The following is a 25,127-nucleotide window of genomic DNA, read 5'->3' on the forward strand; positions in this document are numbered from 1 at the left end:
TTGTGAACTCTTGCCCTCCGAGCACTCCGCGTACGTATCGGACACCGCCCCGTGGCGTGGCGCCCTGCGCCCGGCCCGCTCGTGGCTGCACTCCGACGCCCCCGCCCTCTCACTGAACGGAAACTGGCGCTTCAGGCTGTCGCCGACGGCTGCCGTCGCCGAGGAGTTCGCGGCCGAGGACTTCGACGACCAGGGCTGGGACGGCATCCCGGTGCCCGCGCACTGGGTGCTGGAGGGCGACGGCGCCTACGGCCGGCCGATCTACACCAACATCCAGTTCCCGTTCCCGATCGACCCGCCGCACGTCCCCGACGAGAACCCCACCGGCGACTACCGCCGCCACTTCGCGCTCCCCGACGGCTGGCCGGACGCCGAGCGGGTGCTGCTGCGCTTCGACGGGGTGGAGTCGCTGTTCAAGGTGTGGGTGAACGGCGTCGAGATCGGCAGCGCGAGCGGCAGCCGGCTGGCCCACGAGTTCGACGTGACGTCCGCGGTCCGCGCCGGTGACAACGTCGTCGCCGTCCGGGTGCACCAGTGGTCGGCGGCCAGCTACCTGGAGGACCAGGACCAGTGGTGGCTGCCCGGCATCTTCCGGGACGTCACCCTGCTCGCCCGCCCGGCCGGCGGCGTCGAGGACGTCTGGCTGCGCCCCGGCTACGCCGACGGACACGGCCGGATCGACCCCGAGATCACCGCCGACGCCGCCGCCTTCCCCGTCACCCTGCGCATCCCCGAACTCGGTGTCGAGCGGGTCTGGGAGACGGCGGCCGACGTGACGCCCCTCGACGTCCCGGGCGTGCAGCCGTGGTCGGCCGAGGAGCCCCGGCTGTACGACGTCACCGTGTCGTCGGCCGCCGAGACCATAGCCCTGCGGGTGGGCTTCCGCACCGTCGAGATACGCGGTGACCGCTTCCTGGTCAACGGCCGCCGGGTGGTCTTCCACGGCATGAACCGGCACGAGGCCCACCCCGAGCGCGGCCGGGTCTTCGACGAGGCGCACGCCCGCGAGGACCTGGCCCGGATGAAGCGGTTCAACGTGAACGCCATCCGCACCAGCCACTACCCGCCGCACCCCCGGCTGCTCGACCTCGCCGACGAACTCGGCTTCTGGGTCGTCCTCGAATGCGACCTGGAGACCCACGGCTTCGACAAGGCCGGCTGGACCGGCAACCCGACCGACGACCCGGCCTGGCGCGCGGCCTGCCTCGACCGCATCGAGCGCACCGTCGAGCGCGACAAGAACCACCCCGGCGTCGTGCTGTGGTCGCTCGGCAACGAGGCCGGGACCGGCGCCAACCTCGCCGCCATGTCGGCCTGGGTGCACGCCCGTGACCCCGAGCGTCCCGTGCACTACGAGGGCGACTACACCGGCGAGTACACCGACGTCTACTCGCGGATGTACGCGACCGTCACGGAGACCGAGCAGATCGGCACGGACGGCTCCAGCGCCCCGCTGCTGGGCTGCACCCCCGCCCAGGGCGCCCGGCAGCGCACCAGGCCGTTCCTGCTGTGCGAGTACGCCCACGCGATGGGCAACGGACCCGGCGCCCTCGACCAGTACGAGGAACTGGTCCACCGGCACCCCCGGCTGCACGGCGGCTTCGTCTGGGAGTGGCGCGACCACGGCATCCTGGCCAGGACCTCCGACGGGACGCCCTACTACGCCTACGGCGGCGACTTCGGCGAGGTCGTGCACGACGGCAACTTCGTCATGGACGGCATGGTGCTGAGCGACGACGTGCCGACGCCCGGCCTCCACGAGTTCAAGGCCGTGGTGCAGCCGATCCGCTTCGCCTTCGACGGCGACCAGCTCACGATCACCAACCTGCGGCACTCCGCCGACACCTCCGACCTGCGTTTCCGCTGGCGCGTCGAGCACGACGGCACCCAGGTGGCGTCCGGGGACCTGAAGGTCCCGGCGGTGGCGGCGGGCGCGTCGGGGCGGGTGCCGCTGCCGCCGGTCCCGGTCGCCCCGGACACCGAGACCTGGCTGACGGTCGAGGCGGTACTGGCGGCGCAGACGGCCTGGGCACCCGAGGGGCACGAGATCGCGACCGCCCAGCTGGACTGCTCGACACCTCGCCCGGTGCCCGCCGTCCGGCGCCGGACCGGCTGGCGGCCGGCCGCGGGCACGCTCACCCTCGGCATCGCCGAGTTCGCCGGCGGATCCCTCACCCGCCTCGCCGGACGGCCGGTGACCGGCCCGCGGCTGGAACTGTTCCGTGCCCCGACCGACAACGACGAGGGCACCTCCGACCGGCTGGAGGGCAGCGACGCCAGCGCCGCCGACGTGTCCAGCGCCGACCTGTGGCGCCGGGACGGACTCGACCGCCTCACCGCACGGCGGGTCACCGTGGAAGAGGCCACGGACGCCCTGCGCACCGTCGACCGGGTCTCCGCCGCGCACTCCGCGCTGTCGGTGACCGTGGAGACCGTGTGGTCCGTCCAGGACGGCGAGCTGGAACTGCGCGTGGACATCGAGCCCTCGCGCGGCTGGACGACGGTGTGGCCGCGGATCGGGGTGCGCTTCGAACTGCCCGACGGGAGCGCCCCGGTGGACGGCGCCGACTGGTTCGGTCTGGGCCCGCGCGAGTCCTACCCCGACAGCCTCCGCGCGGCCCGCACCGGCCGCTTCTCCGCCGCCGTCCAGGACCTCGCGGCCGGCTACGCCCGCCCCCAGGAGACCGGCCACCGCTCCCGGCTCCGCCACCTCACCCTGACCAGCGCCGGCACCGAGGTACTGCACCTCACGGCGCTCCCCGACACCCAGGGACGGCGCCCCGGCTTCACCCTGGCCCGCCACACCCCCCAGCAGCTCGCCCGGGCCGCCCACCCCTTCGAACTCCCGGAGTCCACCACCAGCCACCTGATCATCGACGCGGCCCAGCACGGACTCGGCTCCCGGGCCTGCGGACCGGACGTGTGGCCCGAGTTCGCGCTGCGCCCCGAGGCACGCACGATCCGGCTGCGCATCACCCAGGGCGTACGCCGGTGAGGTGAACCCGTCCCGGAAACCCGTTGGACGCGAACCCCCTTCGTGGCGAGGGTGGTCGGCTGGACCGACCGCGGACAGCAGGGAGACGGGACATGACCAGGATCTGGCTCATCACCGGGGCGAGCAGCGGCTTGGGACGGGCGCTCGCCGAGGCCGCGCTCGCCGCGGGTGACACCGTCGTCGGGGCGGCCCGGCGCCCCGGGACACTGGACGATCTGGCCGCCGCCCACCCGGGGCGGCTGGACCCGGTACGTCTGGACGTCACGGACATCGCCGCGATCGAGCCCGCCGTACGGGACGTCGTGGCCCGGCACGGACGGATCGACGTCCTCGTCAACAACGCCGGCCGTACCCATGTCGGCGCCTTCGAGGAGACCACCGACGCCGAACTGCGCGACCTGTTCGACCTGCATGTGTTCGGCCCGGCCGCGCTGGTCCGGGCGGTCCTGCCGCAGCTGCGGAGACAGCGCTCGGGCGCGATCGTGCAGATGAGCAGCATGGGCGGCCAGATGTCCTTCGCGGGCTTCTCGGCCTACAGCGGCACGAAGTTCGCGCTGGAGGGCATGTCCGAGGGGCTCGCCGACGAGGTGCGGGAGTTCGGGATCAAGGTGCTGATCGTGGAACCGGGCGCCTTCCGCACCGCCATCTTCGACGCCGGCCGGGCCGGGGCCAGCCCCGACACCGGGGTGTACCCGAAGGTCGCCGAGACCCGTGCCGCAGTCGAGGGCGGCCACGGCACCCAGCCAGGCGACCCGGCCAAGGCGGCCGCCCTGATCCTGGCCGCCCTGGCCGCCGAGGAGACCCCGCTGCACCTGCCCCTGGGTGACGACGCGGTGACCGCCGTACTGGCCCAACGGGACGCCGTGCGGGGGGACATCGCCGCCTGGGAGAAGCGCACCCGGGCGACCGACTTCGACTGAGCGCTCGCTGTGAGGCGCCGTGACGGGCGGTCGTCCGGCCGCGGCACCGCCGGGCTTGTCGCGCCCACCCGGCGGTAGCCGCGAATTCAATACAGCCCCGCGTCCCTTCGGGGCGCGCCGCTCAGCCCGCCGCCGGCTCCGTGACCCAGCCCGCCGCCAGGACCAGGCGGGTGTCGCGGTGCACGGCGAGGAAGCCGAACGGGCGGTCGAAGGTGGCCCGGACGACCGTCGACTCGTGCCGGTACTGCGGCGGCCCGCCGCCCGGCGCCGCCAGCACGGCCGTCACCGCGGCGGCCCGGAAACCCAGCGGGCCGAACTCCGCGACCGCGGACTGCCCGGCCGCCCCGATGGCCAGTGGCGCGTCGCTGATGCCGGGGAAGTGCCCCTCGCGGGCGTCGGCGGCCGTGGAGAGCCCGAACAGACCGTGCAGTTGCAGCAGATCGTGGTCGGCGCGCACCTCGAAGCCGACGGTCGTCACATCCAGCCGCACGGGGTCCGGGGTGGCCGACGGCAGCCGCTCCACGGTCACCCCGGGACCCGCTTGCCCGTAGGGGAGCTGACCGCCGGTGGTCACCGGCAGGGCGCGTTCCAGGACGCCGATGCCGGTGTGCAGCACCTGCCCGGGCGCCATTCCCTCCTCGCCGAGCAGCAGATGGACGTCGAGGGCGTTGCCGCCCAGCACCTTGACCGTGGTGACGTGCCCGTCCGGGCCCGCGGTCACCCCGATCCGGTCCGTCCGCACGCTGCTGCGGTGCAGACCGGCCAGCGTACGGCCCTGCCAGGGCCCGGAGCCGGGCCGCAGCACGGTCTCCCGGAACGGCTGCCGCCAGTCCGTGTGCAGGGCCAGCGCGGTCGCCAGCACCATCCGGGCGCCCTCGGTCAGCTTGACCGGCATCCGCCCGACCAGCCCCTCGGTGCGCTTGGCCGCCCAGGCGTCCAGCGCCTCCTGGGAGGCCGCGGGGTCGGCGCCGAGCACCCCGTGCGCGCCGGCGGGCAGCCCCGCCGCCCACTGCTCGCGCAGCTCCAGCGCACGGTCGGTCCACAGTCCCAGGGCCGCTCCGACACCGTGCGTCGAGTCGAACCCGCCGAGTAACTCCCGCGCACCTGCGGCCGCTTGATCCGCTTGCACGCCCACGGCCTGGGTCAGTTCGTCCCGGGCGCGGCCGGCGGCGCCGTCGGCGAGGAGGGCCAGCAGCGGCCAGACGCCGGCGGCCGAGAAGACCGTGCCCTGTCTGGTCCGCTGTGCCCAGCGTGCGGTGAGCGCGTTGACGGCGCTGACGGTGTCGTTCATTCGTCGTCCTCCCAGAAGTACTCGGGCAAGGGCAGGGGGTCCGTGACCCAGCCCGCCGCAACGACGAGCCGGGAAGGCCGGCGCGGGGCGGGGAAGCCGAAGGGACGGTCGAAGCGGGCGTCGGTCCCCGAGAACACCGTGCCGTCCTCCGCGGCGGTCGCCCAGCGGGTGGTCAGCGCGTTCACCGCGCGCACGACCGCTCTCCCCACCCTCATTCCGCCCCCGTTCACGGCGCGCTTACGATGCGCGCAGTCGTACGTCAGTTCAGCCGTCCGTTTCACGCGGCCAGACGCCCCCTCAGGAGCACGGTACCGGTGTCCATACCTCCGCCTCCCGGCCCCCAGCAGCCGCAAGGGCCCTACCAGCCGCCCCAGACGGGCCTGCCGCAGTACCCGCAGTACCCGCAGTACCCGCAGGGACCGTACGGACAGCAGCCGCCGTATCCCTCGCCGTACCAGCCCTGGGGGCAGGGCTACAGCCCCTACGCGGTCCCGGCGCCCGTCAACGGCCTCGCCATCGCCTCCCTCGTGCTCGGCCTGCTGTGCTGCCTGCCGGGGGTGGGGCTGGTGCTGGGGCTGGTCGCGCTGAGCCAGATCCGCAGGCGCGGTGAGCGCGGCAGGGCGATGGCGGTCGTCGGGTCGGTGTTCTCGGGGATCGGGCTGGCCCTGTGGGTGCTGCTGCTCGCCACCGGCGGCGCCGGCGAATTCTGGGAGGGCGTCAAGGAGGGCGCCGGCGACAGCTCCAGCCTCTCGCTGTCCACCGGCGACTGCTTCGACACCCCCGACGGCACCCTCACCGGCGACCTGGTCACCGACGTCACACACGTCACCTGCGACGACGCGCACGACGGCGAGGTCTTCGCCACCTATGACCTCAAGGGCACCGACTACCCGGGCGACGACTCGGTGGGCGACTCCGCCGACCACCGCTGCTACGGCCTGGAGGACACCTACGCCTTCGACGTCTGGGCGGTCCCCGACGACGTCGCCGTGTACTACTTCACGCCCAGCGGGGACAGTTGGGCGGCCGGGGACCGCAGCGTCGTCTGCGTCTTCGGCAGTGCCACCGAGGGTGACGAACTGACCGACTCCTACCACCAGGACGCCGACTCCTACGCCCCCGAACAGGTCGCCTATCTCAAGTCCGCGCACGTCCTGAACACGGCCCTGGACACCGCGCCGGACACCGAGTACATCGAGGACGACCTGCCCGGGAACAGGGCGTGGGCGGGCCGGGTGGCCACGGCGCTCGGCAAGGAGTCGGCGCTGCTGCGCTCGTACGAGTGGACTTCGGGTACCAGGAAGCCGGTCCTGGCGCTCGCCGCCGACCTCGACAAGGCGCGTACCGAGTGGGCGAAGGCGGCGAAGGCGTCGGACGTCGATACCTTCTACGCGCACTACGACAAGGGGTACAAGCTGATCGACCCGCACCGCACGGTGACCGTACGCGATGCTCTGGGCCTCACCACCGTCCCGCCCGCGTACGACGGTGAAGGCGGCGGCTCGGGCAGCGGAGGAAGCGGCTCCGGCATGCAGGTGTGACTGCGGTCATAGCGGGGAGAAAATGCCTGCGTGAAGCCTTCCCCGGCCACATGTCATCACATCGAGTGATTCTCTGGCCTTTGCTTGCACGGCGGAACCCACGGTTGCCAGGCTGTTGCTGTCTGTACAACCTGATGGGAGCGGCCAGTGACTTTCGGTGAGCAGCCGGCGTATCTGCGCGTCGCGGGTGATCTCCGTAAGAAGATCGTCGACGGTTCGCTGCCCCCGCACACCCGGCTCCCCTCCCAGGCCCGCATCCGCGAGGAGTACGGCGTCTCCGACACCGTCGCCCTGGAGGCCCGCAAGGTGCTGATGGCCGAGGGGCTGGTCGAGGGCCGCTCCGGTTCCGGGACGTATGTGCGGGAGCGGCCGGTGCCCCGGCGGCTGGCCCGCTCCGGGTTCCGCCCGGTCGGCGGGGCCACCCCGTTCCGGCAGGAGCAGTCCGAGGCGGCCGCGCGCGGCACCTGGGAGTCCAGCAGCGAGCAGGCCGAGGCCGGCGCCGTGATCGCCGACCGGCTCGGCATCCACGTCGGCGACCGTGTGATGCGCACCCGGTACCTGTTCCGGGACGCGGGCGAGCCGATGATGCTCTCCACCTCCTGGGAGCCCCTCGCCGTCACCGGCCGCACCCCGGTGATGCTGCCCGAGGAGGGCCCCCTCGGCGGCATGGGCGTGGTCGAGCGGATGCGGGCCATCGACGTCATCGTGGACAACGTCACCGAGGAGGTCGGCGCCCGCCCCGGCCTCGCCGAGGAACTGCTCACCCTGGGTGGTGTCCCCGGTCATGTGGTCCTGGTGATCCAGCGGACGTACTACGCCTCGGGCCGCCCGGTGGAGACCGCCGACGTCGTCATCCCGGCCGACCGGTACCGCGCCGCGTACCACCTGCCCGTGAAGTAGCGCACACCCTTGCGATAGTTGACGTCTGCACGGCCTCTGTCGGGGCCTGGACCCGGTCGTTGCGATCCGGCCGTTCTCGCAGGTGGTCCGGGCTGTCCGTGGTATGCCTCCGACTCGAAGTGCCGGGTGCGGGAACGGCGCGTTCGTCATCGTGCGCCCCCACCGTTCTGGCTGGTTGCGTACCTCTTTGTGAAAAGCCGTATTCGCTGCGTAAAGGTTAGGCGTACGCTCGGGCATATGCGGAGTGCGGTTTCCTTAGCGGGGCGGGGATGGGCGGGAGCCGGGAGAGACGGAGGGGTGCGATGACGGAAGGCACGGTCTCTCTCCCCTGGCTCGTCATACGGCAGGACGACAACGGCAATCGCTACCGCGTCGGCCGGTACGCGACCCGGGCCGAGGCGCAGAAGATCGCCGACAGTCTCGACGACCGCGGACACAAGCAGCTCTACTGGGTCGAGCGCATCGGCCTCGGCGGTGGCGGCGGGGACGGCATGCGCAACTGACCGCGCACCGCCTCCCGTAGGCTCCGAACCATGAGCGAACGGATCGTGGTGGTCGGAGCCGCCCTGCTCGACGCCGGCCGCCTGCTCGCGGCCCGCCGCAGCGCACCCCCGGAACTGGCCGGCCGCTGGGAACTGCCCGGCGGCAAGGTCGAGCCCGGCGAGACCCCCGAACAGGCCCTGGTGCGCGAACTGCACGAGGAACTGGGCGTGGCGGCGGAGCCGACGGCACGGGTCCCGGGGGAGTGGCCGCTGAGGCCCCCCTACGTCCTCCAGATCTGGACGGCCGCCCTGGCCCCCGGCTCCCCCGCCCCGAAGCCCCTCCAGGACCACGACGAACTGCGCTGGCTGACCCCGGACGAACTCTGGGACGTCGACTGGCTGGACCAGGACGTGCCGGCGGTGCGCGAGGTGGCCGACCGGTTCGGTACGGGGCGAAGCCCCGACGGGCAGGGGCGCGAGGAACTGCCCGACCAGCCCACGCGGCACCGCACCCGACCGGCAACCGCACCCCCGCGCTCATAGGCGCACGGGTGCTCCTCCTACGCCGTTCGAGCCACAGTGCGCCCACTCACGCGGTACTGCATCCCGGTATTCGGGTATGTGCCCATTAACCCCACGAAACCGGACATGGGTGGGCTCGCGGCCAGCGATGCGACTGGGAAGTGATCGGTGTGATCGACACCGAAGGTGAGACCGCCGAGTGGACCTTTCCCGCGGAACCGGGTGCCGTGCGCACCGCCCGGACCGCGGTCCGTGACCAGCTGAGAGGCTGGGGCCTCGACGGCCTCGCCGACATCACCGCCCTGCTGGTCAGCGAACTGGTCACCAACTCGCTCCGGCATGCCACCGGCCCCATCGGCGTCCGCCTGGTCCGCCCCGCCGACCTCGACCACACCCTTCGGGTGGAGGTCTCCGACCCGCTCCCGGACCCGCCCCGCGAGCGCGCCGCCAGCCCCGACGACGAGAGCGGCCGCGGTCTCCAACTGGTCGCCGGCTCCTCGCGGAGCTGGGGTACGCGGCCCGGCGACACCGGCAAGACGGTCTGGTTCGAGCTGGCGGTACCCGATCGGACGGGGTGAACGGGGTGTACACGCAGTGCTACGGCGTCCACTCTCGGGAGTGGCCGGGGAATGGGTGCCGGAGCGCGTGATTCGACGGCGTGTTCCCTGGTTAGAAGACTGGAAGTGTTGTCACGGTCCGGGCCGGAAATCGTCGGGACCGTGCTGTGATCGTGAACACCGTGTCAGGCGGCACCGTAGTGCTGGATACTGCGGGCAGCCGCCCCCGGTGACCGGTGCCGGGCGCGGTGAGCTGGAGGGGACGGTTCGCGTGAGCGAGATACCAGCTAAGGCCACGGAGTCCGAGGACCCGTCGGACGGTGCGAGGACGGGGACCGCGGAGACAGCCGCGGCCCCCGGCGACGCCATGTGGCAGAGCAGTCCACCCGGCTCGATCTACGACTACATCAAGGTCGCCTCGTTCTCCATCGGCGCCGGCGGCCTGGTCGACCAGTGGAGCCTGCGCGCCGAGCAGATCTTCGGCATCCCCGCGGAGCGCGCCGTCGGCATGGATCCCATCGAGGCGTTCGTCGACGCGGACCTGCGCGAGCGCGGCCAGCGGAAGATGGCCGAGATCCTGGACGGGCGGGAGTGGACCGGTGTGGTCCCCTTCCGGATGCCCGACAGGGCTGACGGCGAGCGCGGCGAGGAGGGCCTCGCCGAGGTCTACGTCATGCCCACCCGCACCGCCGAGGGCGAGAACGCGGCCGTGTGCATAGTGGTCGACGTCCGCACCCTACGCAGCATCGAGACCGACCTCGCCGCCTCGCAGTCGATATTCGGTCAATCTCCGTTCGGCTTCCTGCTGATCGACCCCGACCTGCGGATCCGCCGCGCCAACGTGCGGTTCTCCTCGATCTTCGGCGGCAGCCCCGACGACCACCGCGGCAAGGGCGTCCACGACTATCTGCCGCGCTCCGAGGCCGAGCGGGTCGCCGCCACCCTGCGGCGGGTCCTGGAGACCGGCAACTCCATCACGGACATGCACGTCACGGGGTTCGTGCCGGGCTCCGAGGAGCGCCGGCACTGGTCCATCAACCTCTACCGGGTGCACAGCGGCACCGGCCGCCCCATCGGCATCGCCTGGCTCGGCCTGGACATCACCGCCCGCCGAGCCGCCGCCCGCGAGGCCGCCGCAGCCCGGCGGAATCTCGCCCTCCTCAACGAGGCGGGCGCCCGGATCGGCAACTCCCTCGACCTGGAGACCACCGCCCGCGAACTCCTCGACGTGGTCGTGCCCGGCTTCTGCGACCTCGCCACCGTCGACCTCTACCAGGGTCTGCTGGCGGGCGACGAGCGGCCGCCGGGACTCTCCGACGGCAGTGCGGAGCTGCGCCGGGTCGCGTTCGCCAGCGCGGTCTCCGACGCGCCCTTCGTGGGCGGCGGTGCCCCGGTCGCCGTCGGCGCGGTCCACCACTACCCCTTCAACTCGCCCTGCGCGGACGCCCTGCGCACCGCCCGCCCGCAGCAGGTGCCGGCCGAGGAGGGCGGCCTCGTCCAGTCCACCCTCGCGGTTCCGATGGTCGCCCACGACACGGTCGTCGGCCTCGCCCAGTTCGCCCGCACCAAGGGCAGCGAGCCGTTCGGCGACCGCGACCGCGAGCTGGCCGTCGAACTCGCCGCCCGCGCCGCCGTCTGCATCGACAACGCGCGCCTTTACCGACGTGAGCACGAACGCGCGTTGATACTGCAACGGTCCCTGCTCCCGCCCGGCGACCCCGAGGCGTCCGGGCTGGACATCGCGTGCCGCTACCTGCCCGGCAACGCGGCGACCGAGGTCGGCGGCGACTGGTTCGACGTCATCGAACTCCCCGGCCACCGCACGGCGCTGGTGGTCGGCGACGTGATGGGCCGGGGGCTGCGCGCGGCGGTCGCGATGGGCGAACTCCGCACGGCGGTCCGTACGCTGGCCCTGCTCGATCTCGAACCCGCCGAGGTGCTCTCCGCGCTGGACGAGATCGCCCGCGGCCTCGGCACCCCCGGCGGAGTCCAGCAGGCCACCCGCACGGCCCGCCAGCCCCGCGACGCCGACCTGTCCGAGGTCTACCTCGCGACCTGTGTGTACGCCGTCTACGACTCCGTCACCAGGCGCTGTACGTTCGCCAACGCCGGCCACCTGCCGCCGGTGCTCGTGGAACCGGGCGAGGACGCGCTGATGCTCGACGTGCCTCCCGGCATGCCGCTCGGCGTCGGCGGCGAGCCCTTCGAGGAGGTCGAGGTCGAACTCCCCGAGGGCGCGCTGCTCGCCCTCTACACGGACGGACTGGTCGAGTCCCGCCACCATCCGCTCGACGAAGGGCTCCAGGCCTTCGTGGGGGCGCTCACGGACCCCTCCCAGCCCCTTGAGGACGTCTGCGACCACGTCCTGAGCACCCTCGACACGCACCACGGCGAGGACGACATCGCGTTGCTGATGGCACGTGTACAGGGGTTGCCGGCCGAGTCGGTCGGTGACTGGACGCTGCCGCGCGAGCCGCGCAGTGTGGGCCGGGCCCGTGAGTACGCGCGCGGCCAGCTGCTCAGCTGGGACCTGGAGCCGCTGGTCGACACGGCGGAACTGCTGGTCAGCGAGCTGGTCACCAATGCGCTGCGGTACGGGGAGGGCGAGATCCGGCTGCGGCTGCTGCTCGACCGGACGCTGGTGTGCGAGGTCTGGGACTCCGGGCTGGTCCAGCCGAGGCGTCGGCGCGCCCGCGACACCGACGAGGGCGGCCGGGGTCTCCAACTGGTCGGGCTGCTGAGCGCGGCGTGGGGCTCGCGCCGGACGCCCCGCGGGAAGACCGTGTGGTTCGAACTCCCTCTCCCGGACGGCGAAACGGGCCTGACAGACCCGGCGGAGGCCCTGCTGAGCCTGTTCTGAACAGGGGCGGTGCCTTCGCGCAGTTCCCCGCGCCCCTTGGGGGGCGTTCACCGTCCGTCCGTCCGTGCGGCGCCGCGGTGGTTTCTCGCGCAGTTCCCCGCGCCCCTTAGAGGGCGCTGCGGCTGACGCCCCTTCAAGGGGCGCGGGGAACTGCGCGACAAGCCCCCACGCACCCGCGGACGCAGCGCGACCGGTCCCGGCACCCCCGTCGGCGTCAGCCCAGCCGTGCTCGTGTCTCCGGGCCGCCGAACGCCACCACCGGCCCCCCGTCCCCCTCCTCGCCCAGTAACACGCCCCCGAGCACCGCCCCCGAGAGCCCGCTCTCGTGGGCCGCCTCCCCGGCGTACGGGTTGCCGTGGGCGCGTACGTCCCGCCCGGCCAGCTCCCGGGCCCGCCGGGCCAGCCGGTCCGCGTCCGCGAACGCGCCGACGGACGCGGACCGCCGCGCCTCCGCCAGCAGCGCCCGCGCCTCCGCCCCCACCGCCCCCCGATGCACCCCGACGAAGTCGTCCGCCGCCCCCAGCGCGCTCCGCGCCACCAACTCCGCCCCGGCGGCGATCACCCCGGACCGCCCGCCCCCGGCGCCCTCCACCGCCCGTACCACCCGGCGCAGGGCGTCCAGCGCGTCGTACGGACCGCCGGTCACCTCGTCCCGCACCGCGGCCAGCACGGTGTCGGCGTGGGCCAGGCGCGACGGCGAGGCGGCTGCCCGGACGCCCGCCAGTTCCGCCTCCGCGCCCGTGAGCGCGGCCGGCACCAGGCCCGCCGCCGTCCGCAGTTCCGCCGCGAGCCGGGACACCCCGCCCAGCAGCGCCCCGGCCTGCGCCACCGCCCCCTCGGCGGCCCGCACACCACGGCGGAACCCCTCGCCGTCGCCCGAATCGGCGTCCTGGCGGGCCTGGTTGAGCCGGCCGGTCGCGAACACCAGCCGGTCCTTGGCCTGTTCGACGTACCCCACCACGGCGGCCACGGCCCCGTTCCCGTACCGCTCGCCGGCCTCCGTCAGCGCACCCGCCACCCCGCCCGTGCCCGCGGCCAGTTCCCGGAACCGCCCCTCGGCCACCGCCAGCGCGTCCCCGGCACCCCACTCGGCGTCGAACCCCTCCGTCGCCGCGTCCAGTTGGCGCCCCGCCTCCGCACACCGCCCCACCACCCCGACCAGCGCCTGCCGCCGGCCGGTGTCGTCCCCGGGTATCCCCTCCTCGTACCGCCGCCATATCGCGAACGCCGCCGACAGCTCGGTCTCGGCCGCCCGCAGGGCCCCCGCGACGGAGTCGCCGCCGTCGACGTACCCGAGCGCCTCCCGGCTGGTGCGCACGCAGTCGTCGGCCAGGACCAGGGCGGCCCGCGCCTGCCGCTCGAGATCGACCGGCGACGGCGTCGGCGGGGCGGCGGAGACGGTCCCGGGGGTGGTCCGCGAACGGGACCGCCGGACCCGCCGTACGTACCCGTAGCCGCCCAGCGCGCCGGCGGCCGCCACCGCGACCAGCGGCATGACGTAGTCGGCGGTCGACGCCCCGTCCGCCCGGGCCACGGCGACCGGCTCGCGCGCCGCCGCGGGAACCGGATCTTGAGTGGTGGTCGTCATCACCGGCAACACCAGCCAGACCGCTCCGGCCACCCCGCCCAGCACGGCATGCCCCACCCGCACACCTATGTGGCCGGTGGCGTGCCTCGGACGGCCCCGGATCAAGGATGACGTCACATTTCGGAGCGTATGGGCAGCAAGTCGGACTCGCGACCGGGGCGGGGACGCCTGGGGGACGACGGGAACAGGGGGGCGACCGATGGCAACGGAATCAGAGGCGGCGGCGGGGGACGGGGAGAGGGAAGGCGAGGGTGCGCCGGAGGCGTCCGGCACCCGGAAGAGAGCCTCCTGGGTCCGCTGGGCCCGGCGTGTCGGGCTCGCCGCCGTTCTGCTCCTGGTCCTCCCTCTCGTCACCGCCGAGACCGCCCTCCGCGTCAACTACACCGGCGACCCAAGGGCCGGCACCCGCACCCGGGACAAGGACGTCCTCTGGCTCGGGCACGCCTGGGTCGACGGCCGTAAGACCGACGCCGACGTCACCGCCCTCGCCGCCCGGCTCGCGGACACCGGCATACGCGACCTCTACGTCCATGCCGGACCACTGGAACACAACGGCACGCTGCCCAGAACGGACTATCCCAAGGCCCGTTGGCTGATAACGGCCGTGCATCGAAAACTCCCCGGCGTCCGTGTCCAGGCCTGGCTCGGGGACGAGGTCGCGCCCGAGAAGCCGTACGCCATGCATCTGGAGAAGCGGGAGACGCGGGCCGCCGTCGTCGCCTCGACCCGGCAGGTGATCGCCGCCGGCTTCGACGGGGTCCATTTCGACCTGGAGCCCCTGCACTCCGGCGACCGGAACTACCTGGCTCTCCTCGACGCGCTGCGGCCGGTGACCCCGCTGCTGTCCGTCGCCGCACACCAGATCGATCCGCTCCCCGCTTTTCACTCCTTCTGGGGTACTCTCACCGGCCATCCCAAATGGTGGTCACAGGAGTATTTCGGGCAAGTCGCCCGCCGGGTGGACCAGATCGCGGTGATGTCGTACGACACCATGCAGCCGCTGCAGAGCCTGTACGGCGGGTACGTAGCGCAGCAGACCAGCCTCGCGCTGGAGGTCACCCCGGCGGACACCGACCTCCTGATGGGTCTGCCCTTCTACCACGAGAACCGTTTCGGCCACTGGGCGCACGCGGAGACCGTACCGGCCGCCGTGCGAGGGGTTCGGCTGGGACTGTCCCGTACGGACGCGGATCGCGCTAACTTCGGCGTCGCCCTGTACGTCGACTTCGCCGCCACCGAGGATGACTGGACCTCTTATCGGAAGGACTGGGTCCGTACGTCATGACAACCGCTCGTGCCCACCTCACCCGTGACGACCTCGCGCCGCTCGCCCGCGAGGCCCTCGGCCGTGTCCCCGCCACCGTCACCCGGCTGCGCGGTGGCTCCAAGAAAGGCGTCTACCGGCTCGCCCTCGACAACGGCAGGAGTGCGATCGCCTATGTCTGGTCCCCGGAGGAGGACTACTGGGGGCCCGCCGACGCCGACATCCGCGACCCCTTCGCGCACGCCTCCGGGCTCGGTCTCTTCCTGTCGGCCCACGACCGGCTGACCGAGCTGGGTGTGCGCACCCCGCGTCTGCTCTTCGCCGACGAGGAGGCCGAGCACCTGCCCTCGTACGCGGCGGTCGTCGAGGACGTCCGCGGCGGCAGCCTGGAGGTGCTGCTGCGCAGCGACCCAGGCGTGGCCCGGGTGCCGCTGGCCCGGCTGGCCGGGGCGCTCGGCGTGCTCCGGGAGTGCGTGTCCCCCGGGTACGGCAAGGCCGCCCTGGTGGAGGAGGGCGGCAAGCCGCTCGGCAGCTCCTGCGAGCAGGTCGTCGCGGACCGCGCCGTGCGCGACATCGTGGAGGTCGCCGAGCGGGACCCCCGCGTGCGGGAGGTCCGCCAGGCGCTGTCGGAGCGGGTCCGGCAGCTCTACGATGCGATCGAGCCGCGCGACCACGCCTCCCTGGTCCACGGCGAACTGGGCCCGGACCACGTCCTGGTGACCGAGGAGGGCGATCCCGCGCTCATCGACATCGAAGGCCTGATGTACTTCGACGCCGAGTGGGAGCACGTCTTCCTCCAGCACCGCTTCGGGCCCGCCTACGACGTGCTGCGCACCGCCGACCTCGACGAGGACCGCATGGAGCTGTACCGGCTCGCGATGCACCTCAACCTCGTCGCCGGGCCGCTCAGGCTGCTGGACGGCGACTTCCCGGAGCGCGAACCGATGCGGGACATCGCCGAGTTCAACCTCCGGCGGGTGCTCAGCCTCCTGCGGGGCGCCTCCTGATCTTCGAGCCGAGCCACACCAGCGGGTCGTACTTGCGGTCCACGGCCCGCTCCTTCAGGGGGATCAGCGCGTTGTCGGTGATGTGGATGCCCTCCGGGCACACCTCCGTGCAGCACTTGGTGATGTTGCAGTAGCCGAGACCGTGTTCGTCCTGGGCCGTGCGCTTGCGGTCCAGGCCGGACGCGTCGGCCGCGTCCAGCGGGTGCATGTCCAGCTCGGCGACCCGCATCAGGAAGCGCGGCCCGGCGAACGCCGTCTTGTTCTCCTCGTGGTCGCGGACCACATGGCAGGTGTCCTGGCACAGGAAGCACTCGATGCACTTGCGGAACTCCTGGGAGCGCTCCACGTCCTCCTGGAACATCCGGTACTCGCCGGGGCCCACTCCGGCGGGCGGTACGAACGCCGGGACCTCCCTGGCCTTCTGGTAGTTGAAGCCGACGTCCGTGACCAGGTCGCGGATCACCGGGAAGGCGCGCAGCGGGGTGACCGTGAGGGTCTCGTCCCGTTCGAAGACCGACATCCGGGTCATGCACATCAGGCGCGGGCGGCCGTTGATCTCCGCCGAGCACGAACCGCACTTGCCCGCCTTGCAGTTCCAGCGGACCGCCAGGTCGGGGGCCTGGGTGGCCTGGATGCGGTGGATGATGTCCAGGACCACCTCGCCCTCGTTCACCTCGACCTTGAAGTCCTCCAGGCCGCCGCCCTCGACGTCGCCTCGCCACACCCTGAAATGGGCCGTGTAGCCGCTCATTCGTACAGCTCCTCTTCGGCGAGGTACTTGACCAGCTCCTCCTTCTCGAAGAGGGCGAGCAGGTCGGCGCGGATGGGATCGGTGGTCTCGCGGGTGAGGGTGATCTGGCCGCGCACCGGGTCGGTGGCCGCAAGCCCGCCCGTGGGGTCGGCCAGCCGGCAGAGCAGGTTGATCCGGCGCCAGTCGCGGTCCATCGTCGGATGGTCCTCGCGGGTGTGGCCGCCGCGCGACTCGGTGCGCTCCAGGGCCGCCCGGGCCACGCACTCGCTGACCAGCAGCATGTTCCGCAGGTCCAGGGCCAGATGCCAGCCGGGGTTGAACTGGCGGTGCCCCTCCACCCCGGCCCGGCGGGCCCGGACCCGCAGCGCGCCGAGCCGCGCCAGGGCCTGCTCCATCTCGCCCTCCGGGCGGATGATGCCGACCAGGTCGTTCATGGCCTGCTGGAGCTCCTGGTGGAGGGTGTACGGGTTCTCCGGCGGGCCGGAGTCCGGTTCCTGGCCCTCGGCGGAGAAGGGCCGCAGCGCCTCCGCCGCCGCCGCGTCGATCTGCTCGTCGTCCATTTCCGGCCGGGCGTCGAGGCCGGCCGCGTAGTCGGCCGCGTGCCGGCCCGCCCGGCGCCCGAACACCAGCAGGTCGGAGAGCGAGTTGCCGCCGAGCCGGTTGGAGCCGTGCATCCCGCCGGCCACCTCACCGGCCGCGAACAGCCCGGGCACCCCGCGCGCCGCCGCCGTGTCGGAGTCCACCGCGATCCCGCCCATCACGTAGTGGCAGGTCGGCCCGACCTCCATCGCCTCCGCCGTGATGTCGACGTCCGCCAGCTCCTTGAACTGGTGGTACATGGAGGGCAGCCGGCGCCGGATCACCTCGGCCGGCATCCGTGTCGACACGTCCAGGAAGACCCCGCCGTGCGGGGAGCCGCGGCCGGCCTTCACCTCGGAGTTGATGGCCCGGGCCACCTCGTCGCGGGGGAGCAGTTCGGGCGGGCGCCGGTTGTGGTCCGGGTCCTCGTACCAGCGGTCGCCCTCCTCCTCGGACTCGGCGTACTTCTCCTTGAAGACGTCCGGGATGTAGTCGAACATGAACCGCTTGCCCTCGGAGTTGCGCAGCACCCCTCCGTCGCCGCGCACCGACTCCGTGACCAGGATCCCCTTCACCGACGGCGGCCAGACCATGCCCGTCGGGTGGAACTGCACGAACTCCATGTTGAGCAGGGGAGCCCCGGCCAGCAGGGCGAGCGCGTTCCCGTCGCCGGTGTACTCCCACGAGTTCGACGTCACCTTGAAGGACTTGCCGATGCCGCCGGTCGCGACCACCACGGCGGGCGCTTCGAGCACGAAGAAGCGGCCGGACTCCCGCTCGTACGCGAAGACGCCACTGACGCGCGAGCCGTCTTTCAGAATCCGGGTGACCGTGCACTCCTGGAATACCTTCAGGCGGGACTCGTAGTCGCCGGTCTCCTTCTGGTCCTCCTGCTGGAGCGAGACGATCTTCTGCTGCAGGGTCCGGATCAGTTCGAGGCCGGTGCGGTCGCCGACATGGGCCAGGCGCGGGTACTCGTGGCCGCCGAAGTTGCGCTGGGAGATCTTCCCGTCCTTCGTACGGTCGAACAGGGCGCCCCAGGTCTCCAGCTCCCAGACCCGGTCCGGGGCCTCCTTGGCGTGCAGTTCGGCCATCCGCCACTGGTTGAGGAACTTGCCGCCGCGCAGGGTGTCGCGGAAGTGGACCTGCCAGTTGTCGTGCTCGTTGACGTTGGCCATGGCCGCCGCGATCCCGCCCTCGGCCATCACCGTGTGCGCCTTCCCGAACAGCGACTTGCAGATCACCGCCGTACGGGCGCCCCGCTCGCGGGCCTCGATCGCGGCACGCAGGCCCGCGCCACCGGCACCGACCACGACGACGTCCCACTCCTGCCGGTCCACCACGGGCATCAGAAAAACCTCGGATCGTCGAAGACACCGGACGCGAGCAGATAGACGTAGAAGTCGGCGAGCGCCACGCTCACCAACGACGCCCAGGCGAGCTGCATGTGCCGGGCGTTGAGCCGGCCGACGAACTGCCACGCCTTGTAGCGCACGGGGTGTTTGGAGAAGTGCTTGAGCTTGCCGCCGACGATGTGCCGGCAGGAGTGGCAGGACAGGGTGTACGCCCAGATCAGCACGATGTTGACCAGGAAGACCAGGGTGCCGAGGCCCATGTGGCCCCAGTTCTCGTGGGTGTCCCGGAAGGACAGCACCGTGTCGTAGGTCAGCACGCAGGCGACCAGCAGGGCGAAGTAGAAGAAGTACCGGTGGAGGTTCTGCAGGATCAGCGGGAAGCGGGTCTCACCGCTGTACTTGGCGTGCGGCTCGGCCACCGCGCAGGCCGGCGGGGACGCCCAGAAGCTGCGGTAGTACGCCTTGCGGTAGTAGTAGCAGGTCAGCCGGAAGCCCAGCGGGAAGATCAGGATGATGATCGCCGGGGAGATCGCCCACCAGCTGCCGAAGAGGTCGGCGTTCGGGCCGGACGGCATGGTCTTGCAGTTCTCGGCCAGACACGGCGAGTAGAACGGCGAGACGTACGGCGCCGAGTAGTAGTCCGCGTTGGCGAAGGCCCGCCAGGTCGAGTAGACGACGAACGCGAACAGACCGGCCGCGGTGACGGCGGGTGCCAGCCACCAGCGGTCGGTCCGCAGGTGCGGGGCGGAGATCGCGGCGCGCGTACGGGTGCGTACGCCGCCGCTGTTCGGATGTGGTTCCGTACCAGTGGCCAACGGATGACTCCGGTCGGTTCGGGGGTGGGGGGCCTGCGGGCAGCCCGGCTACGGTGCGTGCCGGTCGCGGGCGCCGAGACCCTCGTCGTCCGTGTCCGTCCACAGGTTGATGTCGTACGGGTCGTCGGAGATGGTGACGAGTTCGGGACGCTTGCTCGGGGCGCCGGTGTTGGCCGCCTCCCGCAGCAGTGCCACGCTCTCGCGCAGGTGATCGGCGTCGGCACGGACGCGGCGCATCTCCAGTCCGCCGCTCCCGAGCTGCTGCTCCAGGCGGCCGACGGACCGGTTCAGGTCGTCTAGGCAGCGCTGTACTGACGTCAGGTCGTCGTGCACGGACATGACGTGACCTCACTTCCGCGGACTTCGGTGTCCAAGGCGGCAACGTTCATGCGCCTGCGAGTGTTGCGCGTCACACCTGCTGGTGTGAAGGCATGTGCAGCGATTGGCGGATTGCGCGCCTCCGTCGCACGCCCGCACGCGCTCTGTGTGCGCCGGGGGCGGACGCCGCCGTGAGGGGTGCCGCCCCGTGCGCCGCCCGGGTGGGCGTTGCGCCGCACGGGTGGGCTTTGGCAGTCCCCGCCGCCGTGTCGTCCCCGGCCGACGGACCCCGTCCATTTCAGTGGGGTCCGTACTTCTTACATGTGATCAACTCCAAAATACCCCCAAATGTGCACAGACCCCACCCGTGTCACCGGGCCTCCCGGAGGTAGCAGAGATGTCTCACCACGGCGTCGGACCCAGGGCTGGCCGCAGTGCGGTCATGCGCTCCGTCACGTTCCTGACCGCGGGCGCCCTCGCGGTGCCCTTCCTCGCGGGCTGCGGCTCCGACGACGAGGGGAGCAAGCCGCTGGCCGGACAGGACATCGCCGCGGCCGCCCGTGACGCGGTGGCCGAGGGCGGCACCCTGAAGTGGGCCGTGGACGCCGTACCGGAGACCCTCAACACCTTCCAGGCCGACGCCGACGCGGGCACCACCCGGGTCGCCCAGGCCGTCCTGCCGTCGATGTTCACCATCGACGCCACCGGCCGTCCGGTCCGTGATGCCGACTACCTGGAGTCCGCGAAGGTCATCGAGACCGAGCCGCGCCAGGTCGTCCTGTACAAGCTCAACCAGCAGGCCGTCTGGAGCGACGGCCGGGAGATCGGCGCCGCCGACTTCGCCGCCCAGTGGCGCGCCCTGTCCGGCAAGGACGCCGCCTACTGGACCGCCCGCAACGCCGGCTACGACCGCATCGGCAAGATCGAGCGCGGCGCCAACGACCTGGAGGTCCGGGTCACCTTCGAGCGGCCCTACGCCGACTGGAAGTCACTGTTCTCGCCGCTCTACCCCAAGGAGGTCATGGGCACCCCGGACGCCTTCAACGACGGCGCCCGCCGCAAGCTCGCGGTCACCGCGGGACCCTTCAAGGTCGACAAGGTCGACACCGTCAAGAAGGACGTGGTCCTCACCCGCAACCCGCGCTGGTGGGGCCGCCCGGCCAAGCTCGACGAGATCGACCTGCACGCCGTGGACCGGGAGAAGCGGGCCACCTCGCTCGCCGCCGGCACGGTCGACGTCGCCGACATCGACGCCTCCGAGGCCCAGCGGATCATCGTCGCCGGGCGGGACAAGGGCACCGGCACACCGTTGCAGGGTGCGGGGAAGACCTCCGCGAAGAAGCTGCGCTCCTGGGCGCTCACCCTCGGCATGGACGAGGAGAAGCTGCCCAAGGGGCCGAAGAAGCTCCGCAAGACCATCGCCAAGTGGCTGGAGCAGCAGCAGGAGCTGCGCGACTTCGACGTCCGCAAGTCCCTGGAGCCCGCCTACACCCAGCTCGCCCTGAACGGCTCCGAGGGCCCGCTCGCCGACGAGCGGGTGCGCCGGGCCGTCGCCCGGGCCCTCGACCGCCAGACCCTGGCCAAGCTGGTGCTCACCCCGCTGGGGCTGCCCGCCGTGCCGGTCGGCAGCCACCTCGCCCTGTCCGGGCAGGCCGCCTACGCCGACAGCAGCGGGTCGATCGGCGGCCTCGACACCCACGAGGCGCAGGCGCTGCTCGCCGACGCGGGATGGGTGGCCGGCGGCCCGATCAAGGCCGGGGACAAGGCGGCCGGCGCGCAGACCGGGAACGGCGACAAGGGTGACAAAAAGGACAAGGGCGACAAGGGCGACGACTCCGAGGGCGGGAGCGACGGGCAGTACATCGTCGGTGAGGACGACAAGGGCCCCGACGGCAAGAGCCCCGACGGCAAGGACACCCGCGACCACCAGAAGGACCACGCCCACGGGGCGCCCGGGGCGTACGCGCCGAAGGGCACGGCCGCACCCAAGGGGGCGCAGGCCGCGGCCGCGCCGCTGGCCAAGGACGGCAAGGCGCTGAGCCTGCGGTTCGTGCTGCCCTCGGGGCCGGGGTCGGAGACGCTCCAGGACGTCGCCGAGCGGATCCGGCAGATGCTGGCGACGGTCGGGATCCAGGCCGAGATCACCAAGGTCTCCGACGAGAGCTACTTCAAGGACCACATCGCCTCCGGACAGTACGACCTCGCGCTCTACTCGTGGCCGTCGTCCGCGTTCCCGGCGACGGACGCACGGCCGATCTACGCGAAGCCGATGCCGGCCGCCGACGGGTCGCTGAACGTCGAGCAGAACTACACGAGGGTGGGCACCGACCAGGTCGACCAGCTCTTCGACCAGGCGCTCGGGGCGCTGGACGAGGACGAGGCGGACGGGCTGCTGCGGAAGGCGGACTCGCGGATCTGGGCGTCGGCCGGGTCGCTGCCGCTGTACCAGCGGCCGCAGATCGTGGGGGCCCGGAAGGGTCTGGTGAACGTCGGGGCGTTCGGGTTCCAGACGCCGGTCTACCAGGACATGGGGTTCCTGAAGAAGGGCGCCAAGCCGTCGCCGAGTGCGTCGGGCAGGTAGGGCCCGCAGCTCCCACGTGAATGTGGCCGGACCTCCGCGGAGGTCCGGCCACACTCATCGCCCGCGGCGGAGATCAGCGGTAGGAAACCAGCGGCGAAGATCACATGGAAGGCTCCGGAATGAGTCTCCCGCCGGGGCCACGTAGGATGGAGTAAGGCCGAGGCGTGTCCAGCCCGGCAAGGTCCGCGTATCACCGACGTACGCGCCGGGCCTTCCTCACATTCCAGGAGATACGCCTTCATGGCCACGCGCCACGACATTCGCAACGTCGCCATCGTCGCCCACGTCGACCACGGCAAGACGACCCTCGTCGACGCCATGCTGAAGCAGGCCGGCGCCTTCGCGGCGCACGCCGCCGAGTCGCTCGACGACCGCATGATGGACTCGAACGATCTGGAGCGTGAGAAGGGCATCACGATCCTGGCCAAGAACACGGCCGTGAAGTACCACCCGAAGGACGGTGGCGAGGTCGTCACCATCAACATCATCGACACCCCGGGCCACGCCGACTTCGGTGGCGAGGTCGAGCGCGGTCTGTCGATGGTGGATGCGGTGGTGCTGCTCGTCGACGCCTCCGAGGGCCCGCTGCCCCAGACCCGGTTCGTGCTGCGCAAGGCGCTCCAGGCCAAGCTCCCCGTCATCCTGTGCATCAACAAGACGGACCGCCCCGACTCGCGCATCGACGAGGTCGTCAACGAGGCCTACGACCTCTTCCTCGACCTCGACGCCGACGAGGACCAGATCGAGTTCCCCATCGTCTACGCGTGCGCGCGTGACGGTGTGGCCTCGCTGACCAAGCCGGAGGACGGCACCGTCCCGGCCGACAGCGACAGCCTGGAGCCGTTCTTCTCCACGATCCTGTCCCACGTCCCGGCTCCCGAGTACGACGAGGCCGCCCCGCTCCAGGCCCACGTCACCAACCTGGACGCCGACAACTTCCTCGGCCGTATCGCGCTGCTCCGCGTCGAGCAGGGCGAGCTGCGCAAGGGCCAGACCGTCACCTGGATCAAGCGCGACGGCACGATGGCCAACGTCCGTATCACCGAGCTGCTGATGACCGAGGCGCTCACCCGCAAGCCCGCGGAGATGGCGGGACCGGGTGACATCTGCGCGGTCGCCGGTATCCCGGACATCATGATCGGCGAGACCCTCGCCGACCCCGAGAACCCGATCCCGCTGCCGCTGATCACGGTCGACGAGCCCGCGATCTCGATGACCATCGGCACCAACACCTCGCCGCTGGTCGGCCGCGGCGGCACCGGCAAGGGCGCCGACAACAAGGCCGCGGTCAAGGACCGCAAGGTCACCGCCCGCCAGGTCAAGGACCGCCTCGACCGCGAGCTGGTCGGTAACGTCTCGCTGCGCGTCCTCGACACCGAGCGTCCGGACGCCTGGGAGGTCCAGGGCCGTGGCGAGCTGGCGCTCGCCATCCTGGTCGAGCAGATGCGCCGGGAGGGCTTCGAGCTGACCATCGGCAAGCCGCAGGTGGTCACCCAGCAGGTCGAGGGCAAGACGTACGAGCCCGTCGAGCGCATGACGATCGACGTCCCCGAGGAGCACATGGGCGCGGTCACGCAGCTCATGGGCGTCCGCAAGGGCCGGATGGACAACATGTCCAACCACGGCTCGGGCTGGGTCCGGCTGGAGTTCGTCGTCCCGTCCCGCGGTCTCATCGGCTTCCGTACCGAGTTCCTGACCGGTACGCGCGGTACCGGTATCGCCCACTCCATCCACGAGGGCCACGAGCCGTGGTTCGGCGTCCTGACGACCCGTAACAACGGCTCGCTCGTCGCCGACCGCGCCGGTGCCGTCACCGCGTTCGCGATGACGAACCTCCAGGAGCGCGGCGTGCTGTTCACCGACCCCGGCACCGAGGTTTACGAGGGCATGATCGTCGGCGAGAACTCGCGCGCCGACGACATGGACGTGAACATCACCAAGGAGAAGAAGCTCACCAACATGCGGTCGGCCTCGGCCGACTCGTTCGAGGCGATCGTCCCGCCGCGCAAGCTCTCCCTGGAGCAGTCGCTGGAGTTCTGCCGTGACGACGAGTGCGTCGAGGTGACTCCGGAGGCCGTTCGCATCCGCAAGGTCGTCCTCGACCAGAAGGAGCGCGGCCGCACCGCCAGCCGGGCCAAGCACGGCTGATCGCAGGACACCGAAGCCCGGGTGCCCCCATGATGGGGGCACCCGGGCTTTTTGCAACCCGTTTTTGGGTGGCCACGAGTGAGTCACCTTCGGCCAGTGTCCGAAATGCGGAGATCCTCGCCCGATACCCATGTAACAAGTCCGTTTCGTGGGCTTCTCCCGCCGAACAGTTTGTCCATTTTTCGGAAGAACTTGGCGTCGGCTGTGACTGAATTGAGATTTAAAGACAGTGGTCGGCACCTGGCTCATGGCAGATAGTTAGCCGCGTAGCGCTCGGGTCAATGGGTCTCGCGCTGTGGGGACAGCGCCGACTCACGAGCACCAGGGGGCGTCTGACCCTCCGTCAGGGGTGTCGGAGGGAAGACGGAAGCCCTCTCCGGTTGGTGAACACGTGAAGTCATGAGGAGGGGTCCCATGTGCAGTGTCACAGGCACCAGGTGGGTTCCATCGTCGTCCGTTCCCGAATGCCCTTGTTCGTCCGGCGGCTGGTTCTGAGGAACCGGCCGGCCGCGTAGCGCCGTCGTTCGCCTACGCGCGTCCGGCTGTGGGTTTCCCGCATGCCCCGGGATGCCCTGACACGCCTTCAGATCCTGCCCCCCGCGGCCGCGCTCCCCCATGCCGGTCGCCGGTTCGGCACACCCAGACCTGTGAAT

The 25,127-nt window shown here is 71.7% G+C and carries 19 protein-coding genes; 12 read left to right on the plus strand and 7 right to left on the minus strand.

All coding sequences use genetic code 11. The annotated features are described in order from the left end of the window. The first annotated feature begins 10 nt into the window (after positions 1 to 10). Both ABZ642_RS03775 and ABZ642_RS03780 read left to right on the plus strand, forming a co-directional pair. Positions 11 to 2,995, plus strand: a complete 2,985-nt coding sequence (locus tag ABZ642_RS03775; RefSeq protein ID WP_360476552.1) for a glycoside hydrolase family 2 TIM barrel-domain containing protein — start codon at positions 11 to 13, stop codon at positions 2,993 to 2,995. A gap of 92 nt (positions 2,996 to 3,087) precedes the next feature. After that, entirely contained in the window at positions 3,088 to 3,915 is an 828-nt protein-coding gene (locus tag ABZ642_RS03780; RefSeq protein WP_360476554.1) for an oxidoreductase, read from the plus strand. A gap of 121 nt (positions 3,916 to 4,036) precedes the next feature. Here the strand turns inward: ABZ642_RS03780 and ABZ642_RS03785 are convergent, their stop codons facing one another. Beyond that, the gene (locus ABZ642_RS03785; protein ID WP_360476557.1) at positions 4,037 to 5,206 is read right to left on the minus strand and encodes a serpin family protein; all 1,170 of its coding nucleotides are present in this window, start codon (positions 5,204 to 5,206) and stop codon (positions 4,037 to 4,039) included. Then, positions 5,203 to 5,400: a hypothetical protein gene (locus ABZ642_RS03790; protein WP_360476560.1), complete on the minus strand. Its 198-nt coding sequence runs from the start codon at positions 5,398 to 5,400 to the stop codon at positions 5,203 to 5,205. Before ABZ642_RS03790 ends, ABZ642_RS03785 begins: the two co-directional genes overlap by 4 nt. Positions 5,401 to 5,520: 120 nt before the next feature. On the opposite strand from ABZ642_RS03790, the gene ABZ642_RS03795 reads away from it, so the two are divergent. From ABZ642_RS03795 to ABZ642_RS03820, 6 genes are all read left to right on the plus strand, one after another. Then, on the plus strand, positions 5,521 to 6,747 hold the full coding sequence (locus ABZ642_RS03795) for a DUF4190 domain-containing protein (RefSeq protein WP_360476563.1): 1,227 nt from the start codon (positions 5,521 to 5,523) through the stop codon (positions 6,745 to 6,747). 147 nt (positions 6,748 to 6,894) lie between these two features. Further along, positions 6,895 to 7,647 (plus strand): GntR family transcriptional regulator, encoded by a 753-nt coding sequence (locus ABZ642_RS03800; RefSeq protein WP_360476566.1) that lies wholly within the window; start codon positions 6,895 to 6,897, stop codon positions 7,645 to 7,647. Positions 7,648 to 7,949: 302 nt separating this feature from the next. Then, positions 7,950 to 8,150, plus strand: a complete 201-nt coding sequence (locus ABZ642_RS03805; protein WP_360476569.1) for an SPOR domain-containing protein — start codon at positions 7,950 to 7,952, stop codon at positions 8,148 to 8,150. A gap of 30 nt (positions 8,151 to 8,180) precedes the next feature. Next, entirely contained in the window at positions 8,181 to 8,672 is a 492-nt protein-coding gene (locus tag ABZ642_RS03810; protein ID WP_360476572.1) for a (deoxy)nucleoside triphosphate pyrophosphohydrolase, read from the plus strand. 140 nt (positions 8,673 to 8,812) lie between these two features. Further along, the gene (locus tag ABZ642_RS03815; RefSeq protein ID WP_360476575.1) at positions 8,813 to 9,229 is read left to right on the plus strand and encodes an ATP-binding protein; all 417 of its coding nucleotides are present in this window, start codon (positions 8,813 to 8,815) and stop codon (positions 9,227 to 9,229) included. A 250-nt stretch (positions 9,230 to 9,479) separates the two neighbouring features. Beyond that, positions 9,480 to 12,068: a SpoIIE family protein phosphatase gene (locus tag ABZ642_RS03820; protein WP_360476578.1), complete on the plus strand. Its 2,589-nt coding sequence runs from the start codon at positions 9,480 to 9,482 to the stop codon at positions 12,066 to 12,068. 214 nt (positions 12,069 to 12,282) lie between these two features. On the opposite strand, the gene ABZ642_RS03825 is transcribed toward ABZ642_RS03820, so the two are convergent. Then, on the minus strand, positions 12,283 to 13,773 hold the full coding sequence (locus ABZ642_RS03825; RefSeq protein ID WP_360476581.1) for a hypothetical protein: 1,491 nt from the start codon (positions 13,771 to 13,773) through the stop codon (positions 12,283 to 12,285). Between the two features lie 82 nt (positions 13,774 to 13,855). Here ABZ642_RS03825 and ABZ642_RS03830 point away from each other — a divergent pair, with 82 nt between their 5' ends. Both ABZ642_RS03830 and ABZ642_RS03835 read left to right on the plus strand, forming a co-directional pair. Next, positions 13,856 to 14,941 (plus strand): glycosyl hydrolase family 18 protein, encoded by a 1,086-nt coding sequence (locus ABZ642_RS03830; RefSeq protein WP_360476584.1) that lies wholly within the window; start codon positions 13,856 to 13,858, stop codon positions 14,939 to 14,941. Further along, a complete protein-coding gene (locus ABZ642_RS03835) occupies positions 14,938 to 15,927 on the plus strand; it encodes a phosphotransferase (protein WP_360476587.1) in 990 nt (329 codons plus the stop codon). Before ABZ642_RS03830 ends, ABZ642_RS03835 begins: the two co-directional genes overlap by 4 nt. Here ABZ642_RS03835 and ABZ642_RS03840 read toward each other — a convergent pair. From ABZ642_RS03840 to ABZ642_RS03855, 4 genes are read right to left on the minus strand one after another with little or no spacing between them, the layout of a single operon-like run. Then, on the minus strand, positions 15,902 to 16,678 hold the full coding sequence (locus tag ABZ642_RS03840; RefSeq protein WP_360476590.1) for a succinate dehydrogenase/fumarate reductase iron-sulfur subunit: 777 nt from the start codon (positions 16,676 to 16,678) through the stop codon (positions 15,902 to 15,904). The two genes, ABZ642_RS03835 and ABZ642_RS03840, sit on opposite strands and share 26 nt — an antisense overlap. Further along, a complete protein-coding gene (locus ABZ642_RS03845; protein WP_360476593.1) occupies positions 16,675 to 18,606 on the minus strand; it encodes a fumarate reductase/succinate dehydrogenase flavoprotein subunit in 1,932 nt (643 codons plus the stop codon). Before ABZ642_RS03845 ends, ABZ642_RS03840 begins: the two co-directional genes overlap by 4 nt. Next, complete coding sequence (locus ABZ642_RS03850; protein WP_360476596.1) at positions 18,606 to 19,427, minus strand: hypothetical protein; 822 nt, start codon at positions 19,425 to 19,427, stop codon at positions 18,606 to 18,608. Before ABZ642_RS03850 ends, ABZ642_RS03845 begins: the two co-directional genes overlap by 1 nt. A 48-nt stretch (positions 19,428 to 19,475) precedes the next feature. Further along, complete coding sequence (locus ABZ642_RS03855; protein ID WP_360476599.1) at positions 19,476 to 19,766, minus strand: hypothetical protein; 291 nt, start codon at positions 19,764 to 19,766, stop codon at positions 19,476 to 19,478. A 376-nt stretch (positions 19,767 to 20,142) separates the two neighbouring features. Between ABZ642_RS03855 and ABZ642_RS03860 the strand changes: the two genes are divergently transcribed. After that, the gene (locus ABZ642_RS03860; RefSeq protein WP_360476602.1) at positions 20,143 to 22,326 is read left to right on the plus strand and encodes an ABC transporter family substrate-binding protein; all 2,184 of its coding nucleotides are present in this window, start codon (positions 20,143 to 20,145) and stop codon (positions 22,324 to 22,326) included. Between the two features lie 240 nt (positions 22,327 to 22,566). Beyond that, positions 22,567 to 24,474 (plus strand): translational GTPase TypA, encoded by a 1,908-nt coding sequence (typA, locus tag ABZ642_RS03865; RefSeq protein ID WP_360476605.1) that lies wholly within the window; start codon positions 22,567 to 22,569, stop codon positions 24,472 to 24,474. Positions 24,475 to 25,127 lie beyond the last annotated feature (653 nt).

Origin of the sequence: Streptomyces sp. NPDC007157 (assembly GCF_040634235.1) — a bacterium.
Classification (GTDB): domain Bacteria; phylum Actinomycetota; class Actinomycetes; order Streptomycetales; family Streptomycetaceae; genus Streptomyces.

Bases quoted from the DNA above. Each gene is read 5' to 3' on its own strand.
- ABZ642_RS03785 (WP_360476557.1), bottom strand. From the start codon at position 5,206: ATGAACGACACCGTCAGCGCCGTCAACGCGCTCACCGCACGCTGGGCA.
- ABZ642_RS03835 (WP_360476587.1), top strand. From the start codon at position 14,938: ATGACAACCGCTCGTGCCCACCTCACCCGTGACGACCTCGCGCCGCTC.
- ABZ642_RS03840 (WP_360476590.1), bottom strand. From the start codon at position 16,678: ATGAGCGGCTACACGGCCCATTTCAGGGTGTGGCGAGGCGACGTCGAG.
- ABZ642_RS03845 (WP_360476593.1), bottom strand. From the start codon at position 18,606: ATGCCCGTGGTGGACCGGCAGGAGTGGGACGTCGTCGTGGTCGGTGCC.
- typA (WP_360476605.1), top strand. From the start codon at position 22,567: ATGGCCACGCGCCACGACATTCGCAACGTCGCCATCGTCGCCCACGTC.
- ABZ642_RS03830 (WP_360476584.1), top strand. From the start codon at position 13,856: ATGGCAACGGAATCAGAGGCGGCGGCGGGGGACGGGGAGAGGGAAGGC.
- ABZ642_RS03780 (WP_360476554.1), top strand. From the start codon at position 3,088: ATGACCAGGATCTGGCTCATCACCGGGGCGAGCAGCGGCTTGGGACGG.
- ABZ642_RS03855 (WP_360476599.1), bottom strand. From the start codon at position 19,766: ATGTCCGTGCACGACGACCTGACGTCAGTACAGCGCTGCCTAGACGAC.
- ABZ642_RS03860 (WP_360476602.1), top strand. From the start codon at position 20,143: ATGTCTCACCACGGCGTCGGACCCAGGGCTGGCCGCAGTGCGGTCATG.
- ABZ642_RS03805 (WP_360476569.1), top strand. From the start codon at position 7,950: ATGACGGAAGGCACGGTCTCTCTCCCCTGGCTCGTCATACGGCAGGAC.
- ABZ642_RS03810 (WP_360476572.1), top strand. From the start codon at position 8,181: ATGAGCGAACGGATCGTGGTGGTCGGAGCCGCCCTGCTCGACGCCGGC.